This is a genomic window from Pseudophaeobacter sp. TrK17 (assembly GCF_042192375.1).
Taxonomy (GTDB): domain Bacteria; phylum Pseudomonadota; class Alphaproteobacteria; order Rhodobacterales; family Rhodobacteraceae; genus Pseudophaeobacter.
The window spans coordinates 3,319,329-3,337,262 of the sequence record NZ_CP071700.1 but is presented as its reverse complement, the minus strand read 5'-3'; the positions used below and the strand labels follow the sequence as shown (position 1 = coordinate 3,337,262).

General features: G+C 60.0%; 20 protein-coding genes. 3 read left to right on the top strand and 17 right to left on the bottom strand.

The features are described from left to right. Positions 1–81: 81 nt before the first annotated feature. From JZI28_RS15710 to JZI28_RS15700, 3 genes are all read left to right on the top strand, one after another. Positions 82–723, top strand: coding sequence for an acyl-homoserine-lactone synthase (locus JZI28_RS15710; protein ID WP_375698215.1), 642 nt, complete (start codon positions 82–84; stop codon positions 721–723). An 86-nt stretch (positions 724–809) separates the two neighbouring features. Next, positions 810–2,348 carry an ATP-dependent RecD-like DNA helicase gene (locus JZI28_RS15705; RefSeq protein WP_353398159.1) on the top strand — a complete coding sequence of 513 codons (1,539 nt, stop codon included), beginning with the start codon at positions 810–812 and terminating at the stop codon, positions 2,346–2,348. Continuing rightward, positions 2,345–3,097: an SDR family oxidoreductase gene (locus tag JZI28_RS15700; RefSeq protein ID WP_375698214.1), complete on the top strand. Its 753-nt coding sequence runs from the start codon at positions 2,345–2,347 to the stop codon at positions 3,095–3,097. The genes JZI28_RS15705 and JZI28_RS15700 overlap by 4 nt, the downstream gene beginning before the upstream one ends. Positions 3,098–3,409: 312 nt before the next feature. Here JZI28_RS15700 and JZI28_RS15695 read toward each other — a convergent pair whose 3' ends face one another. The 17 genes from JZI28_RS15695 to paaB form a co-directional block, all read right to left on the bottom strand. Beyond that, positions 3,410–4,198 (bottom strand): TIGR02186 family protein, encoded by a 789-nt coding sequence (locus tag JZI28_RS15695; protein ID WP_375698213.1) that lies wholly within the window; start codon positions 4,196–4,198, stop codon positions 3,410–3,412. A gap of 2 nt (positions 4,199–4,200) precedes the next feature. Then, positions 4,201–5,121, bottom strand: a complete 921-nt coding sequence (locus tag JZI28_RS15690) for a sulfite exporter TauE/SafE family protein (protein ID WP_375698212.1) — start codon at positions 5,119–5,121, stop codon at positions 4,201–4,203. Between the two features lie 187 nt (positions 5,122–5,308). Further along, positions 5,309–6,316, bottom strand: coding sequence for an ABC transporter permease (locus JZI28_RS15685; RefSeq protein ID WP_375698211.1), 1,008 nt, complete (start codon positions 6,314–6,316; stop codon positions 5,309–5,311). Then, entirely contained in the window at positions 6,316–7,410 is a 1,095-nt protein-coding gene (locus JZI28_RS15680) for an ABC transporter permease (RefSeq protein ID WP_349387907.1), read from the bottom strand. The genes JZI28_RS15685 and JZI28_RS15680 overlap by 1 nt, the downstream gene beginning before the upstream one ends. After that, positions 7,411–8,940 (bottom strand): ABC transporter ATP-binding protein, encoded by a 1,530-nt coding sequence (locus JZI28_RS15675; protein WP_295455619.1) that lies wholly within the window; start codon positions 8,938–8,940, stop codon positions 7,411–7,413. Next, a complete protein-coding gene (locus JZI28_RS15670) occupies positions 8,937–9,290 on the bottom strand; it encodes a nuclear transport factor 2 family protein (protein ID WP_375698210.1) in 354 nt (117 codons plus the stop codon). Before JZI28_RS15670 ends, JZI28_RS15675 begins: the two co-directional genes overlap by 4 nt. Before the next feature lie 17 nt (positions 9,291–9,307). Beyond that, positions 9,308–10,306, bottom strand: a complete 999-nt coding sequence (locus JZI28_RS15665) for a BMP family protein (RefSeq protein ID WP_295455617.1) — start codon at positions 10,304–10,306, stop codon at positions 9,308–9,310. A gap of 171 nt (positions 10,307–10,477) precedes the next feature. Then, positions 10,478–10,903, bottom strand: a complete 426-nt coding sequence (rimI, locus tag JZI28_RS15660; RefSeq protein ID WP_375698209.1) for a ribosomal protein S18-alanine N-acetyltransferase — start codon at positions 10,901–10,903, stop codon at positions 10,478–10,480. Further along, entirely contained in the window at positions 10,896–11,492 is a 597-nt protein-coding gene (gene tsaB / locus JZI28_RS15655; protein ID WP_375698208.1) for a tRNA (adenosine(37)-N6)-threonylcarbamoyltransferase complex dimerization subunit type 1 TsaB, read from the bottom strand. Before tsaB ends, rimI begins: the two co-directional genes overlap by 8 nt. A 96-nt stretch (positions 11,493–11,588) precedes the next feature. Continuing rightward, a complete protein-coding gene (locus JZI28_RS15650; protein WP_295455611.1) occupies positions 11,589–12,152 on the bottom strand; it encodes a NifU family protein in 564 nt (187 codons plus the stop codon). A 247-nt stretch (positions 12,153–12,399) separates the two neighbouring features. Further along, a complete protein-coding gene (locus JZI28_RS15645) occupies positions 12,400–12,855 on the bottom strand; it encodes a universal stress protein (protein ID WP_348156673.1) in 456 nt (151 codons plus the stop codon). Positions 12,856–13,137: 282 nt separating this feature from the next. Beyond that, positions 13,138–14,001: a branched-chain amino acid aminotransferase gene (locus tag JZI28_RS15640; RefSeq protein WP_375698207.1), complete on the bottom strand. Its 864-nt coding sequence runs from the start codon at positions 13,999–14,001 to the stop codon at positions 13,138–13,140. A gap of 311 nt (positions 14,002–14,312) precedes the next feature. After that, positions 14,313–15,074, bottom strand: a complete 762-nt coding sequence (locus JZI28_RS15635) for a Phenylacetic acid catabolic protein (RefSeq protein ID WP_295455605.1) — start codon at positions 15,072–15,074, stop codon at positions 14,313–14,315. A 24-nt stretch (positions 15,075–15,098) separates the two neighbouring features. After that, on the bottom strand, positions 15,099–16,172 hold the full coding sequence (locus tag JZI28_RS15630; protein WP_375698206.1) for a 2Fe-2S iron-sulfur cluster-binding protein: 1,074 nt from the start codon (positions 16,170–16,172) through the stop codon (positions 15,099–15,101). A 10-nt stretch (positions 16,173–16,182) separates the two neighbouring features. Continuing rightward, complete coding sequence (gene paaD, locus JZI28_RS15625; RefSeq protein WP_295455601.1) at positions 16,183–16,656, bottom strand: 1,2-phenylacetyl-CoA epoxidase subunit PaaD; 474 nt, start codon at positions 16,654–16,656, stop codon at positions 16,183–16,185. A 149-nt stretch (positions 16,657–16,805) separates the two neighbouring features. Next, complete coding sequence (gene paaC / locus JZI28_RS15620) at positions 16,806–17,579, bottom strand: 1,2-phenylacetyl-CoA epoxidase subunit PaaC (RefSeq protein ID WP_297339565.1); 774 nt, start codon at positions 17,577–17,579, stop codon at positions 16,806–16,808. Then, a complete protein-coding gene (gene paaB / locus JZI28_RS15615) occupies positions 17,579–17,863 on the bottom strand; it encodes a 1,2-phenylacetyl-CoA epoxidase subunit PaaB (protein ID WP_009809578.1) in 285 nt (94 codons plus the stop codon). Before paaB ends, paaC begins: the two co-directional genes overlap by 1 nt. Between the last annotated feature and the right edge of the window lie 71 nt (positions 17,864–17,934).

Below are 17,934 nucleotides of genomic sequence, written 5' to 3'. Positions count from 1 at the left end.
TGAGGGTCTCTTGAGCCTTGGGCGGACTCGCTTTGCGGGCGTAGGCTCCCCTCGTGTTTCTAGCAAAAGGGGACTTATGAAATGCTACGCTATGTCTATGCAGGTGATTTGAATGCCCATGCCGATTTGGCCCATTCGATGTTTGTGCATCGTGCCGATCAGTTTCAAACCAGGTTGGGCTGGGATGTTCAGGTGGACCACCAGGGCGAGGAGCGCGATCAATATGATGCGTTGAACCCGCTCTATGTAATCTGGGAAATGCCCGATGGCCGTCATGGGGGCTCGATGCGGTTTTTGCCAACAACCGGGCCGGTGATGGTCAATGATGTGTTTTCGAACCTGACCGGCGGCAATCCGATTTCCAGTCCCTTGATCTGGGAATGTACCCGGTTCTGCCTGTCGCGGGAGGCGACCGGAAATGTGGCCGGCGCGCTGACGCTGGCCGGGTTGGAGATCATGCGAAACCTCGCCGTTTCCCATTTTGCCGGGGTGTTTGATCGCCGGATGGTGCGGATCTACCGCAGTCTTGGCTTTAGTCCCGAGATCATCAAATCTGCGGGTGTTGGTCGCGACAGGATCAGCCTTGGCCTATGGGAATACAACGTGCAGGCCTATCAGCGGGTGGCACAGCGGGCAGGTATCGCGCCGGAAATGTCTCAGCTGTGGTTTGATCGCTCCTTAGGCAGCACCGCTGCTGCGGCGCCGATGCGCCTGACCGGGTGATTCTGGCAGAGACATGAGCGGATGAAGATTAAGACAGGGGGTCGGTTGCGCTGGTGTCGCCGACCCCGCCGGGATAGTGTCGCGCCATGACAGATTTGACCGTAAAATTCTCCGATGATCAGGCCGTTGCCTTTGACAGTGTTTCGGCTTTGCTGCGCCAGGCCGGGGTGGATTTGGAGGACGGTCTGCTGCAGCCTCCCATGGGGGAGGCCGGGGTAATGGCGGTGATTGGCAAGGCGGGCTCCGGCAAGACGCTGTTGCTGGCCGAGCTGTATAAGACGCTTGAAAAGGCTGGGGTCGAAGTGGTCTCGGGCGATTATGAAAGCCGCAAAAAAACCGGGCGCCGTTCGCTGGCAATCCTGGCACCAACCAACAAGGCGGCCAGCGTTTTGCGGCTGCGGGGGGTTCCGGCCACAACCATTCACCGCATTCTCTACACGCCGGTTTATGACCCGGAATATGAACGGATCGCCGAATGGCTCGCCGGGAATGGTGAGCTGCCCGAGGTCGATGGCCTGACAGAAGAGGCTTTGGCGCGGGCGGCGGCTTTCTATGAGAAAAACAAATCTATTCCCGGGGCGCTTGCCGCTGCGGGACTGCGGGGATCCGATTTTATCACCGGCTGGAAACGGCGCGAAGATCCGCTGGATATCGGTTTTGTCGATGAGGCCTCGATGCTGGATGACCGGCAGTTTGAGGATCTTAAAGAGATCTTTCCCAATCTGGTGCTGTTTGGAGATCCGGCGCAGTTGGCGCCGGTCAATCAATCTGGGTCGATGGTGTTTGAAACCCTGCCAGAGCCGCGCCAGCTGGTGCTGCATCGGGTCCACCGCCAGGAGGCGGATAATCCCATTTTGGATCTTGCCCATGCGCTGGCGGATCCGGCGCTGGGGTTTGATGATTTTGAACGGATGATCGAAGAAACCGCCAAGCGCGATGAGCGCGTGGTCTGGGGGCAGCGGGTCGAAGTCGATCTAATGGCGCGCAGCCCGGTGCTGGTTTGGCGCAATGCCACCCGTATCCGGCTGATCAATGCCTTTCGCAGAGTGCATGGTGCGCCCGAGGATGCCCTGGCCGAGGGCGAGCCTTTGATCTGTGATGGGCTGGAACTGCCGTTGAAACACCGCAAGAAACGGCTCGACCTGGAGGCGCGCGGACTGATCAAGGGCGCACAGGTGGTCTATCTGGGGCCAGGGCGTAAGCCGGGGTTTTCGCGTCTGCATGTGATGGGGGCCGAAGATCCGCAGGTCTCGGCGGCCTCGATTGTGAAAATTGAAAAGCCGGATGAGGAAGAACCCTTTATTCCCTATGCCGCCCGCATGGGGGCGACCTTTTTGCACGGCGCGGCGGTGACCATCCACAAGGCGCAGGGCTCGCAGTGGGACACCACCCAGGTCTTTGCGCCGGATATCTATGCCGCCGCCCGTATGGGGCGGGTGGAGGCGGGACAGCCGCTGTGGAAACGCCTGGCCTATGTGGCCATCACCCGGGCGCAGGAGCGCCTGATCTGGGTGGTGCGCAACCGGCTGTCCAAACCAACGGGACCGCTGCGGGTGGACGATCTGAAGGCTGCCCCGGCGGCGGCTCTGACGTTGGAAATGCAAGAGGAGGCATCGCTGTTATGAGCAGTTTTGACAGTGCAAAAACCATTCTGATCACCGGGGCGAGTTCTGGCATTGGCCGGGCCGTGGCGGAGCTCTGCCTGTCCAGAGGCTGGCAGGTTGGTCTTTTGGCGCGCCGCCAAGAGGTGCTGGAAGAGATCGCCATGGGGCACGTGAATGCCACGGTTCTGCCGGCGGATGTGACCGATGCCACCGCCGTGGATCATGCGGTCAATCAATTTGTCATGGCGACGGGCCGGTTGGATGTTTTGTTCAACAATGCCGGGATCTTTACCCCCGGTGGCAGTATCGACGAAATTGCCCTGGAGGATTGGTATGCCTCGGTGAATGTGAACCTCAATGGTATGTTCCTTGCCGCCCGGGCGAGCTTTCGCCAGATGCGCCGCCAGACACCGCAGGGCGGGCGCATCATCAACAATGGCTCTATCGCCGCCCATGTACCACGGCCGGGATCGGTGCCCTATTCGGCGACCAAATCCGCCATTACCGGCCTCACCCGCAGCCTGTCTCTGGATGGGCGGGCCTTTGATATTGCCTGTGGCCAGATTGATATCGGCAATGCCCGCACACCGATGGTCGAAGACCTGAGCGTCCGCCAGGCCGAGGCTGCCCCCGAGGCGGCGCCGATGCCAAGTTTTGCGGTGGAAGATGCGGCCAAGTCGGTGCTGCATATGGCTGAATTGCCGCCAGAGGCCAATGTTCAGTTTATGACGGTGATGGCAACCAAGATGCCCTATATCGGCCGCGGCTGATTGCTTTGAAATGCTCAGGTCAGATCTGTGCACCAGACCAGTGCAAGGGGGGCTCCCGCCCGGATGTGCTGCGCTTGCGCGCCGCAAATCCCGTTGGGCCCGGCGCCGCGCTGACGCGCGGCGCAACAGAAAAGCTGCTGAGAGGCTCTGATCTGGCAGTGTGCCCGATCAGAGCCGGTTCCAGAGTATTCTGTTTGACCTGTCCCCAAGGGTGAACCGCGCTGGGGCGCGGCCGCTAAGCGGCCCTTGACCTCTGGTCAAACGAAAAGGACTGACCGCTGGTCAAACAAAAAGAGGCTGAGCTTTGGTCAGTTAGTTGTTGCGCAGCAGGCGAAAGGCAGCTGAGGCTCCCCAGCCGGCCGCGACTGCGATGGCCAGAGACATCAGCCCATAGAGAAAGGGTTGTTCCCGTGACAGGCCGTAGAGAAATCTCTCAAGGCCAACCTTGCGCACGTCGATTTCGGTTTCAAAACTGGAGACAACCCGGCCTGCACGGGTAAGGAAGATCCGGGCGGCGTAGTGTCCTTCGGTGACATCCGCGGGCATGTCTATGGCGCTGCGAAACAGGGTTTGCTGGTCAACGGCCACGGTGTTTTCACGCAGGGAATACAGCCCTTCGTCTTCGCGAATGCGGACAACGGCATCGGCAAAGTCCTGGGCGTCGGCGATGTTCATTGCGGCCCCAACCGAGCGGATGGCGCGGGCAATGGACACCCGGTAGCGCAGATCCTCGGTGTCTGAGATCACCTCGGAGAAGGGGGCGCTGGTGGCAATGGCGTAAAAGCTGGGGGCGGAGTCAACGATGACGCTTTCGGTATTGACCCAGATGCCCATGCGTTTTGCCTTGCGCCGCACTGTCACCGGTGAGTTGGGGCCAGAGACCGCAACGATGACCTCCAGCGGCGGGCCTTCCGGGATTGGCGATTGCCGTTTCACGGCGCCAAAGATCAAAATCTCTGACCCGTCAAAATCTGCTGTAATGGCAACACGGTCCTGGCTCAGGCCAAGCACGACTTCTTCCTCAACGGCCTGACCGGGGGCGGGCAGGCAGATAAGCGTGGACAGTGCCAGAGAGGCGGCGAGGAAAGCGGAACGGACCATGGTCAATGCCCCCCTGCTGCGCCAAGGGAGTAGAGCTCATTAGGCATGAGCAGAAGATCAAGGCCCAGTTTGGTGCAGACCAGCATGACCATCAAAGCCAGCAGAATGCGCAGTTGCTCAGCTTTGAGAAAGACCCCAACGCGGGTGCCGATCTGGGCGCCGATGACGCCACCAACCAAGAGCAGAACCGCCAGCACGATGTCCACGGTGTAGTTGGTGGTGGCATGCAGCATGGTGGTAAAGGCGGTGACCAGGATGATCTGGAACAGCGAGGTGCCAACGACCACCTTGGTGGGCATGCCGAGAATATAGATCATTGCCGGCACCATGATAAAACCGCCGCCGACCCCCATGATCGCGGCCAGGATGCCCACCGCGACCCCCACCATGAGGGGCGGAATCACCGAGATATACAGACCCGAGGTGCGAAAGCGCATTTTGAATGGCAGGGCATGCACCCAGCCACGTTGCCGCCGGGGCGCGGGGGCCCCGCCTGCGCGTCTGGATTTGAAAATAGCGTTCAGGCTTTCGATGAACATCAAGGTGCCAACAATGCCCAGGAAGACCACATAAAAAAGGGTGACCAGCAAATCGACCTGACCCAGGCTTTTGAGGTAGTTGAATACAATCACCCCCAAGCCAGCGCCGATGAGGCCCCCCGCCTGCAGGACCAGCCCCATTTTGATATCGACCGTGCGTCGCCGAAAATGGGCCAGGACGCCCGAAAAGGACGACGCAACAAGTTGGGTGGCGCCGGTAGCCACCGCGACAACGGGTGGAATGCCTATGAAGAACAATAAGGGGGTCATCAGGAAGCCCCCACCCACTCCGAACATGCCGGACATAATGCCGACAAGGCCTCCGAGGCCCAGCAGCAGGAAGGCGTCGACCGATACCTCGGCAATGGGAAGGTAAACTTGCATAAATAAGTTAGACCGCAGCGGTGCAAGAAAAGCAACTAGGATGCCGCTGTGCAGCACGCAGGACTGATCTTGAAAGCGAAACTGGACCTATGCGTGACACTGGGATCACAGGGGGCAGGGGCCAAACATATAGGCCCGCTCAGGTGTCAGCTGCGCGGGCCTCTGTTTGGTTCTGTCAGGGGATGACCTATCGCTCTTTCACGTAGGGGGCACCGCCTGCGCGGGGCGGCACGGCCTTGCCGACAAACCCCGCAAGAATCACCACGGTCAGGATATAGGGCAGGGCATCCATCGCCTGCACTGGCACCACGATCGGGCCAAGCTCAATATTCTGGAACCGCAGGGCGATGGCTTGCAGCAGGCCAAAGAGCAGGCAGGCTCCCATGGCTTGCCAGGGGCGCCATTTGGCAAAGATCAGCGCGGCAAGTGCGATAAAACCACGCCCGGCGGTCATGTCTTTCACAAAACCGGCCTGGAGCGCGGTGGCCAGATAGGCGCCGGCGATGCCACAGAGCACCCCGCAGATGGCAACGGCGGCAAATCGCAGCCCCACAACGGAAACGCCAGCCGTGTCCACCGCCGCAGGGTTTTCCCCCACCGCCCGCAGACGCAGGCCAAACCGGGTGCGATACAGGATCCACCAGGTTGCAGGCACCGCCAGAAAGGCAAGATAGACCAGGATGGAATGACCGGAGAGCAGCTCGGAATAGACCTGCTGCACAGGGCCGGCTTCCTTCATCAGCTGGGACACTGGCCTGCCGGTTGCCGCCGCATCCTCTGGGCCGATGGCAAAGGGCCATTCCAAACCTTCAAACCGGCCACCACTGAGCAAGGAGGGGGTGCGGCCGCCCTGTTTGAACCAATCCTGGGCAATCAGCACGGTAAGGCCAGCTGCCAGGAAGTTGATCGCAACACCAGAGATCAGCTGGTTGCCACGGAAGGTGATCGAGGCCAGTCCGTGCAGACCAGAGAGCAGCAAGGAAGAGGCAATACCCGCCAGCAGGCCCAGCCAGACATTGCCCGTCACAGCAGCAATGGCCGCAGAGAAAAAGGCCGCCATCAGCATCTTGCCCTCAAGGCCGATGTCAAAAATGCCTGCACGTTCCGAATAGAGCCCGGCCAGACAGGCGAGCAGCAGCGGTGTCGCCAGCCGTACGGTGCTGTCCAGCACCTGGATCAGAGTGAGAAAATCCATCAGCTTGCCTCCTTGCGGAAGGCGAGGAAGATCTTCTCAAGCGGGATCCGCACCATATTGTCCAGCGCCCCGGTAAAGAGGATCACCAGGGCCTGGATGACCACGATCAGCTCGCGCGGGATCTTGGTCCAAAGCGCCAGCTCGGCGCCGCCCTGATAGAGAAAGCCAAAAAGGATCGCTGCCAGAAAGACGCCAAAGGGATGGTTGCGCCCCATCAGGGCCACGGCGATGCCGATGAAACCAGCGCCTTCGGTGGCGTTCAGCACCAGGCGCTCTGCCTCGCCCATGACGTTGTTGGTGGCCATCATGCCCGCCAGGGCACCAGAGATCATCATGGCGATGATGGTGATTTTGACGGGCGAGATGCCGGCATAGCGGGCACCGGCTTCGGATCTTCCAAAGGCGCGGATCTCAAACCCCAGCGAAGTTCGCCAGATCAGCAGCCAGACAGCGAGGCAGGCAAAAACCGCCACGAGCAGGCTGACATTGGCGGGGGCGGATTTGGAAAAGGCGATGCCTAGCGGCGCCAGCAGCTCATGCAGGGTGGGCAGATGTACGGTCTCGCTGAACCTGGCAGAGGCCGGATCCATCGAGCTGGCGGGTTTCAGCACATTGACCAGCACATAGTTCAGCACCGCTGCGGCGATAAAGTTGAACATGATGGTGGTGATGACGATGTGGCTGCCGCGTTTGGCCTGCAGATAGGCCGGAATGGCGGCCCAGGCTGCGCCGAACAGGCCCGCGCCAAGGCAGGCAAACAACAGCGCCAGGGTCCAATGTGGCCAGGGAATGAACAGGCAGATCACCGCAACCCCCAGGCCACCCAGCATTGCCTGGCCTTCGCCGCCGATATTGAACAGCCCGGCATGGGCGGCAACCGCCACCGCAAGGCCGGTGAACATGAAATTGGTGGCGTAATACAGCGTATAGCCCCAGCCATAGCTGGAGCCGAGCGCCCCGTCGACCATCAGCTTGACCGCTGCAACCGGGTCTTCGCCAATGGCAAGGATCACCAGCGCCGAGAGGCCCGCAGCAAGCATCAGACTGATCAGTGGGATCAGCACGACATCGGCCCATTTTGGCATTTTTTCCATTTACGCCGCCTCCCCCGCGACGCCGGCCATCATCAGGCCCAGCTCTTTTTCATCTGTTTCAGCCACGATGCGTTCGCCCATGATCATTCCGTCAAACATCACCGCCACACGGTCGGCCAGCGACAGGATCTCTTCCAGTTCGACTGAAACCAGCAGGATTGCCTTGCCCTGGTCGCGCAGGTCGACAATTTGTTTATGGATGAACTCAATGGCGCCGATATCAACGCCCCGGGTGGGCTGGCCGATCAGCAGCAGATCCGGGTTGCGCTCGATCTCGCGGGCGACCACGATTTTTTGTTGATTGCCCCCCGAGAAATTCTTGGCCGCCAGCAAGGGGTCCGGCGGGCGGACATCGAACTTTTTCATCTTGGCTTCGGTATCGGCGCGGATTGCGGCGTTGTTCATCAACAGGCCGCGCTGATACTCAGGCGCGTGGTGATAGCCAAAGGCGGTGTTTTCCCAGGCGTGGAAATCCATGATCAACCCTTCGCGCTGGCGGTCCTCGGGCACATGAGCCACGTGGGCCGCGCGTCGGGCACGGGCATCAGAGCCTGCGCCGTGCAACGGCAGCGCAGCGCCATTGAGCCGGATCGAACCCTCGCCGCTGCGCATACCGCCCAAGACTTCCATAAGCTCAGACTGGCCATTGCCCGCCACGCCCGCAATGCCGAGGATCTCCCCGGCGTGCACGGTCAGGTCGATGCCTTTTAGGCGCTCAACCCCGGCGCCGTCCACGATGCGCAGCTGTTCGATTTCCAGGACAGGTTTGCCAGGTTTGGCAGGCAGTTTATCAACCCGTAACAAAACCTTACGCCCCACCATCAGCTCTGCCAAATGTTCGGGGCTGGTCTCAGAGGTCTTGACCGTGGCGGTCATCTGCCCCCGGCGCATAACCGAGACCGTATCGGTGGCCTCCATGATCTCGCGCAGCTTGTGGGTGATCAGGATGATGGTTTTGCCTTCGGCGCGCAGCCGCCCAAGGATGCGGAACAGCTGGTCGGCCTCTGGCGGTGTCAGCACCCCGGTGGGTTCATCCAGGATCAGGATATCCGCCTGCCGGTAAAGCGCCTTGAGGATCTCTACCCGTTGTTGCATGCCAACGCCGATCTCATCAATGCGTTTATCCGGGTCGACGTTCAGCTCATATTCCGCGGCCAGCTCCTTGAGGATCTTGCGCGCCTTGGTCAGCGAGGGCATCAGCAGGCCGCCGTCTTCGGCGCCCAGCACGATGTTTTCCAGCACGGTGAAATTCTCCACCAGTTTGAAATGCTGAAAAACCATGCCGATACCGGCCACAATGGCGGCCTGACTGTCGGGGATCTCGGTCTGTTTGCCGTTGATCCAGATCTCACCCTTGTCGGCCTTGTAGAACCCGTAAAGGATGCTCATCAGGGTGGATTTTCCGGCGCCGTTTTCACCAATGATACCGTGTATGGTGCCGGGGGCGACGCTGATCGAGATGTCTTTGTTTGCTTGAACCGGTCCAAAGGATTTGGAGATGCCTTTGAGTTCAATGGCGGGGGCGGTCAATCGGGCTCTCCCATGCCTGAAAATCCAATCATACGCAGCAGTCTGTGCTGTGCCAGTTCCACAAAAGACTGGTCGCGCAGCATGCGTTGACCGGCTTTGACAAAATCGAGAATGGCACGCAGGTGGCCGTTATGTACGCTGGCGATACAGCCTGCGGCAGTGGCACCGGGCAGCGTCGCCGACATCTGGGCAATATGGCCCAGATAGGCCTGACGACCCAGGACCGGGTCTGGTGCGTTTGGATTGGAGGAATAAAAATTCGGCCCGATGGCTGCATCTGTTATGGCAGCACGCTGCTCGGGCGATGGGGCAGCCCAGGCCAAAAACAAAGTAGGAAGACACGTTGTCATGGCCTGGGACTTTCTGTTTAGAACTTCAGCGCAGGGCAGCTGTTGTCCGCATAGTAAGACACAACTTCGATCTCGCCGTCGATGATCTGCTGGCGGGCCTTATCGACTGCCGCTTTCATGTCATCGGTGACCAGGGCGGCGTTGTTGTCATCAAGCGCATAGCCAACACCTTCTTCGGCCAGCCCCATGGAGAACACACCGGCTTCGACTGCGTCGCCTGCCGACATGGCGTCATAGACCGCAACATCGACGCGTTTCAGCATCGAGGTCAGGACTTTGCCCGGGTGCAGGTGGTTCTGGTTGCTGTCGACGCCGATCGACAGGATGCCTTCGTCGGCTGCGGTCTGCAGCACACCAACGCCGGTGCCGCCTGCTGCGGCATAGACCACATCAGCACCCTGGCTGATCTGGGCTTTGGTCAGCTCAGAGCCCTTTACCGGGTCATTCCAGGCCGAAGGCGTGGTGCCGGTCATATTGGCGATGACCGTTGCATCAGGGTTCACCGCTTTGACGCCCTGGGCATAGCCGCAGCCAAAGTGACGGATCAGGGGCACGTCCATACCGCCGACAAAACCGACGGTGTCGGATTTGGAGGCCATCGCCGCCATCATGCCAACCAGGTAAGAGCCCTCGTGCTCGGCAAAGCCAACCTGACGGATATTTGGCGCGTCCAGCCAGGTGACGTCGATCACAACAAATTTGGTATCGGGATAGTCGGGCGCAACCGAGCTAAGCGGATCAGCCATGGCAAAACCCATGGTGACGATGGGGTTGGCACCGGCTTCAGCAAAACGGCGCAGGGCCTGCTCACGCTGGGCTTCGGATTGCAGTTCGATCTCGCGGAAGGTACCGCCGGTTTCTTCGGCCCAGCGTTGGGCTCCGCCAAAGGCAGCCTCATTGAAGCTCTTGTCGAATTTGCCGCCTAGGTCAAAGATCAGCGCAGGCTCGGCCAGGGCCGCACCAGCAGAAAGGGCCAGCGTGGCTGCGGCGCCCATCAGGGATTTCATCAGCGTCATTAGGATACTCCCGGTTTTTGTTTTTCCGCGCAGTGGTCAGACATGATCCGTCAAAAGGGATCACCTTGGCCCAGCAGGGATTGTTATTAATAGGTGTGGCAATTTAGCCCTTTGGCCGGGGAGGGGGTCAACCGCTTTTTGCCCCATTGGCGCGAATTCCGTGCAGGTTGCCTAAGGTAACTCTTTTTGCATGACGATTGCATCGACGGATGCGGCGTTTTTACGGGCATAGTAGCCGCGTCGGCAGCCGCAGCGGGCGAATCCTTGTGACAGATACAGGCCAATGGCGGCGTCATTGTCTGCTGCAACCTCCAAAAAACAGGTCTGTGCGCCCCGTAACCGGGCCTGCGTTTGCCAGTCTTGCATCAGGGCGCGGGCCAGGCCTTGGCGTTGACAGGCGGGATCGGTGGCGATGGTCAACAATTCGGCCTCATCGGCGATAACCCGCACCAGGGCAAAGCTGCGGCCATCGCCGCAGGCAAAGCACAGCGGACTGTCCAGAAGAGCGGTTAACTCGTCTTGTGACCACGGGCGAGATTGGGTGAAGGCGGCGGCATGAATTTGCGCCAGAACCATTGGGGAGGGGGCGTTACCCATCTATCAATTGCGGTGGAAGATCTCGTGCCGGGGCGGCGTCCGCCGCACGCAGATACAGCGGCGCAGGGGGGGCAGGGCTGTCCAGGTAGCGCTTACCCGCCAGTTCTGCGATGCGCTGTGCCAAATCCACCGGAGAGGCCTCAGGCGCAAAGATCAGCCCGGCGCTGCGCGCGGCATCGCTGGCCTCACTTTCGGGCATCAGACGCGGCGCTTGCCCGTCAAGGCTGGCGTAAACCTGGGCGCGGGGCGCGGGAACGGCGGCCAAAGCCCCGTGTTTTTCGCGGGCGTCAAACCCATCAATCCCAACTGCTGGAACGCCAAGCCCCAGTGACAGCCCCCGGGCTGCGGCCACGGCAATCCGTATGCCGGTAAAATTCCCCGGCCCAATACCAACCCCAATGGCATCCAGATCGGACCAGGTCAGTCCTGCCTCTGCCAGGATTTCTTCGAGAAGCGGCATCAGCCGTTCTGCCTGTCCACGGCTGTGTACTTCAAACCGTTTCGCCAACAGGCGATCGCCGCGCAGCAATGCGGCCGCGCAATGCGCGGCCGAGGTGTCAAAACCTAGAACCAGGGGAGGGGTATTCATCAGGTCTCCACTTTAACAGCTTCTCCCCACCTCACCCGACGGTGTCGGGCAGCTGCCACGGCGGAGGGTGGCGGCGTCAGGCGGCATCAGGCCGGGTCAGACCGCGACGGGGCGAACTTCGGTGACTTCCGGGATATAGTGGCGCAGCAGGTTTTCGATCCCCATCTTCAGAGTCAGAGTCGAAGAGGGGCAGCCAGCACAGGCCCCCTGCATGTGCAGGTACACAACCCCACGGTCAAAGCCGTGGAACGTGATGTCGCCACCATCTTGCGCCACCGCAGGGCGTACACGGCTGTCCAGCAGATCTTTGATCTGGTCGACAATCTCACTGTTTTCACCGCTGTGTTCCGCATGGCCCGAGGCCTGTTCCTCACCAGCACTGACGATGGGCTGACCGGACTGATAGTGTTCCATAATGGCGCCAAGAATGGCAGGCTTTATGTGGTCCCACTCGGTTGTTTCTGATTTGGTGACGGTGACAAAATCATTGCCAAAGAAAACACCAGCGACGCCAGAGACTGCAAAAATGCGGCTGGCCAGCGGCGAGCTTCCGGCCGAATCGGCACTGGGGAAATCAGCGGTCCCAGCGTCCAGAACAGTCTGCCCTGGCAGGAATTTCAGCGTTGCCGGGTTCGGTGTGGATTCAGTCTGAATGAACATCTCGGGCCTCCAAAAAGCGTCTGAGGGATATGCGCCCGAAGGGGCATCAAGTCAAGGTTTAGAATAATTCTAAATTGGATTGCCGGGCAGTGCAATCCCTTTTTGCGGGTGTCTTCCGGCTCTTTGTTTCGCAGCGTTCCCTGGGCCGTCTGGCTTGGCGTCTCTGCACAGCCAGCGCCAGGCTGGGAAACCCTTGGTTGTGCCTTTGCCGTACAGGCTGGCCCGGATCTTGGACCGTTTGTCACCTTCAGGTAATGGCCTCCAGTCGTTCCTTGGACAGATCTCCGGGCACAATAGTGATTGGCACAGGCAGGTTGCCGGAAGATTTGCTCAGCTGGCTGACCAGCGGGCCTGGGCCCTTTCGATCATCGCCTGCGCCCAGAACTAAGACGCCAATCTCTGCATCCGCTTCGATCTGGGCCATTATCTCGGGCACGGCCTTGCCTTCGCGAATGATCAGTTCCGGATCGACCCCTTGGCGATCCCGCATCCATTTTGCAAAAACTTCAAAATGGGCATGGATACGTTCGCGGGCTTCTTCCCGCATGACTTCGCCGACGCCAATCCAATGATTAAATTCATCCGGTGGGATGACCGAAAGAATGGCGACACCGCCGCCGGTTTTTGCCGCGCGCATCGCGGCAAATCGCATTGCATTCAGACATTCACGGCTGTCGTCTAGTACAACTAGGAATTTGCGCATGTGTGGCCTCTGGTTGCTCCACCAAGGATCATGACGCAATAGTGCGCGCGCAACAATAGAAATGGCACAGTTGCAGCCGAGCCCTGTTGCCTTGGCCTGCAAAGGGCGTGCTCCCGCCTGTTCCATGTGATCTGCGATCCCACTCACAGTTGGGCCGGGCGCCGCTGGCGCGGCGCGCTCCCTAAACGAGATCAGAGTGGCCTTTGAGGGCCGTTAGTCACAGGCGGTTGATTTCGGCCGACTGATTTCGGGCAGGTTGCGCCGGGGCGCAGGAGAGACAGGTTACGACTGGCTCGAGGCCCAGTCCCAATACAACTCCCGAACGCGTTTTGTGACTGGCCCAATCTGGTAAGTGCATGCGTCAAAACCGGTAACGGGGGTCACTTTGCTCATGTTGCCCGACATGAAGACCTCGTCGGCGGCTTCAAAATCCTGCACGCTCAGCACGGTTTCATGTACGGTGACCCCATCCGCACGCAGGTTGGCGATATGGCGCGCCCGGGTGATTCCGGCCAAGAAAGTCCCGTTTGGGATCGGGGTAAAGACCTCTCCGTCGCGGACCATAAAGAGGTTGGCCGTTGCAGTTTCTGCCACATTGCCCATCGCGTCCAGCGCCAGCGCATTGCTGAAACCTTTGCTGCGGGCCTCGCGCAGCATCCGCGCATTGTTGGGATACAGGCATCCGGCCTTTGCATTGACAACCGCATTCTCCATCACCGGGCGGCGAAACCGGGTGCGTGTCAGGGTTGCGCTGGCCTCTGCCGGTGCCATGGGGATTTCTTCCAGGCAGAGGGCAAATTCAGTACTCTCTGGCGCTGGGGCAATGGTGGTCGGATCGCCGTCGGTGGCCCAATACATTGGGCGGATATAGACCGCAGATCCGGGGGTAAAGCCCTTCAGGCCTTCCAGCGCGATGTCGACCATTTCAGCGGTTTTCACCGTGGGGCGCATCATCAAGGCCTCAGCCGAGGCATTGGTGCGGGCGCAATGCAGGTCCAGATCGGGGGTCATGCCCTCAAAGAACCGGGCGCCATCAAACACGGAAGACCCCAACCACATTGCGTGGTCTGCGGCTTTCAGCAGGGCAATATTGCCATCATGCCAGCGACCTTGAAAATAGGTGCGAATATTTGTGCCTGCAGCCATGATGTCCCCCTGCGTTTCACGTGCGGCGAATCTAGGAGGAAAAGGGTCATAGGGCCAGACCTTTTTGTTGGGCAGCCTTCGCGCTTGCTCACATTTATTCGGCAATTACGCCAGGCTCTGAGACGCTCTTGCGGAGACCGTGCCCCAAGCGAAACCGCGCGCCGATAGGCGCGCGGGGCCCAACAGGGGCGGGGCATCTGTGATGCACCATGTCCCCTGGCGGGAGCATTTGGCTCTGCTCCTCTCGCGGCAGCCGGCGCTGCGCCAAGTGAGCTCCCCCACCTGTGAGCTGCCGCAAGTGAAGCTGCATGTCAGGAGGGCTGGGTCAGGCCCAGTCTTGCCAGTTTGGCGCCTGCTTCTGCCTGCCAGCGGGTTTTGAGCTCGCCGTTGGGGGTGCGACGCAGGCCCAGAGCCTTCAGCTCTTCAAACTTGGCTGAGTCTTCACTGCCAAAGCTGACAGCAACACGTGGCCACCAGTAGTCAACCGAGGCCTGTAAATCGCCCTTGCCGGAATCTTCTATCAGCCGTTCCAGACCTTCCTCCGCCAATTCCGCATGGCGGGCTTCGATCGGAGCCAGAGCGCGAAACACCTCGGCCAGAGGCTGATAGGAGATCAGCGAGAATTCAGCCAGCTGTACGGCGACGGCCCGGCCCATCAACAGGTTCATCACCACTGCATCTGCCCAGCCTTCCAACGGGTAGTTGAACACCGCCAGCCGCATGTCATGGTCCGAGCGCTGTTGGCCGATATCAGCATCGCGCCCCAGGCGCGCGGTCCAGGGGTGGTGATCTGCATAGCGTTCAGTATCGGCGCCAAATTCCCCCATGATCCGCAGCACGCGATCGGCGTTGTCGCTCTTCTCCAGCACGATTTTGGCAGCAGCAATACGGGCCTTGATGCCGGGGCCTTCGTTGATGATCTCGGCAAAACCAGCGGCACCCGCCAGTTCGCTGTCGACAAAGGTGGCCATCAGTTTCAGCAGGGCGGCGCGGTAGCGCGGTGGCACATTGGCGGGATTGCTCAACATGCCTCCTTGGGCGAGATAGCTTTTGATGCTCATGTCCTCGGTCATGAAATAGCCTTCCTTTTAAACGCGTTACTGATCGTAATCGACAACAACCCTGTCGGTCACCGGAAAGGCCTGACAGGACAGGACATAGCCTTTTTCGACTTCGTAGTCCTCAAGGGCGTGATTGGCGACCATCTCCACTTCGCCCTCGATAACCTTGCAGCGGCAGGTGGAGCAGACCCCGGCCTTGCAGGCGTAGGGCGCATCCATGGCATTTTCCAAAGCGGCGTCCAGGATGGTCATGTCCTTGCCCATCTGCATCGTCTGGGTCGAGCCATCCAGGGTGATCGCAGCGGTGGCCTGATTGCCGGCACTGGCGGCATCTGCGGCGCCTTGTTTGCGTTTGGCGCGCCCGGGCTGGGCACTGGCGAACAGTTCGAATTTGATCTGCGCATCCTCCAGCCCTGCCTTGCGCAGGGCGGCGGCGATGCCCAGCATCATTGGCTCTGGTCCGCAGATAAAGGCGGTGTCGACGGATTTGATATCAATCCAGTGTTCAAACAGCTGGGCGCATTTTTCCTGGGTGACCAGGCCAGTGAACAGGTCGATTTCCTGGGCGTCGGATTCCAGGATATGGATCACGTTGAAGCGGCCCATATAGATGTTTTTCAGATCTTCCAGCTCCTCGCGGAACATGATCGTGTTGACGCCTTTGTTGGCATAGACCAGCGTAAAGGTCGACTCGGGCTCTGCCTCCAGGGTGGTCTTGAGGATCGACAGAACCGGGGTGACGCCGGAACCGCCGGCGAAACCCAGATAGTTTTTTGCTGTTGCGGCATCCAGTGGCGTGAAAAAGCTGCCCATGGGGGGCATTGCGTCCAGCATGTCACCGGGTTGCAGTTCGGTATTGGCCCAGGTGGAGAAGGCTCCGCCATCGACCCGTTTGATGCCCACCTGCAACATGCCATCGCCCTTGCCGGCACAGATCGAATAGCTGCGGCGCAGCTCTTCGCCATCAAAATCGCGACGGAAGGTCAGGTACTGCCCTTGGGTGAAATCAAACTCCGCAGTCGCGCCATTGACGGGCTTTAGGGAAACCACAACCGCATCGCGGATGGTTTTGCGGACATCGGTAACTTCGAGTTGGTGGAAGCGCGCCATGGAGCTCTCCTCAGATGCACTTGAAATAATCAAAGGGTTCAAGACAGTCCTGGCAGCGCCAGTGAGCCTTACAGGGGGTGGAGCCAAACTGGCTCACACGGGTGACATTCTTGCTTTGGCAATTGGGGCAGCGTTCGGGGCCACCGGCGGCCTGCGGTGGGGCAATGCCAAATTCTTCCAGTTTGGCGCGGCCCTTTTCAGACATCCAATCGGTGGTCCAGGGCGGCGCGATCTGGGTCTTGAGCTGGATCTTATCCAGGCCGTGATCGCGCAGCGCTGTCTCAATATCCAGGTTGATGATCGCGGTGGCGGGGCAGCCGGAATAGGTGGGCGTGACCGAGACCACCAGGGTGTCCCCCTGCCATTCCACGCCGCGAATGATACCCAGATCCACCAAGCTGATCACTGGAATTTCCGGATCGGGCACAGCGTCGAGCCATTCCCAGATCTGGTCCACGCTTGGCTGAGTAGTAACTTGGCTCATGCGGTTATCCTCTTTGGCACTTTTGCCCTGACGATAAGCTGGGCAGCCCCGGACCTCCCCGTCAAACCAGAGATTTTCCTCTGGCAAAGGGGAGGGGGTTTCACCCCACCCGAGGGGGAGGGGCTGCCCTCAGATCATTGCTTTCAGACTTACCAGCTGGCGCCGGGATAGGCCCGTTGCAGCCATTGCATATGGGTCAACAGATGGCCCAGGTGCTCGGTATGCATGGCGCCAGTGCGGCCTCCTTTGTGGGCAAAGTCGCTGTCCGGAATGGTCAGGGTGGCCTCTGTCAGAACCCGCTTGATCAGCACGTCATAATCGGCGCGCAGCGAGGCCGGATCCGGGGCGATACCAGCCTTGACCATGGCAGCATCGACCGGATCAGAGGTGAACATCTCGCCGACATAGGGCCAAAGATAATCCAGCGCTGTCTGCATGAAATCATGGCTTTGCGCCGTGCCGTCGCCCAGGCCCACAACCGTATCGGCAGAGCGTTCCAGGTGATAGGTCACCTCTTTGCTGGTCTTGGCAGCGATCGCGGCAATGCGGTCATCCGAGGATTTCATCAGATGCCCCAGCTGGATCGAATGCCAGGCGTCAAACAGGAACTGGCGCATCAGGGTGCGGCCAAAATCCTCGTTTGGGACTTCAACCAGCAGCAGGTTGCGGAAATCCCAGACATCGCGCAAGAACGCCAGATCGTCAGCGGATTTTCCCTCGCCCTGAACCTCACCGGCGAGACCCAGCCACATCTGGGTCTGACCAATCAGATCTAGCGCGGTATTTGCCAGGGCAATGTCCTCTTCCAGCACCGGCGCGTGGCCACACCATTCGCTGACCCGGTGTCCCAGGATCAGGGTATTGTCGCCCATGCGCAGCAGGAACTGAAACAGGGCCTCATTATCTGTGAGAGGGGCCGCCATTACATCGCCCCCACTTCGTCGGGAATGTCAAAGAAGGTCGGATGACGATAGACCTTGCTTTCAGAAGGCTCATAGAGCGGGCCTTTGTCGCTGGGCGAGGAGGCGGCGATATGGTTGGCTTCGACCACCCAGATAGACACGCCCTCATTACGGCGGGTGTAGACGTCGCGGGCGTTTTTGATTGCCATTTCTGCGTCCGGCGCATGTAGCGAGCCGACGTGACGGTGGCTCATGCCATGCTGGCCGCGGATAAAGATTTCCCAGAGGGGCCATTCGTTTTTCATAGCTCAGTTCTCCTGGCTGTGGCGGCCCTGCCATCTGTAGCAGGGCGCGCAATCGGTGGGGCTGCGACAGC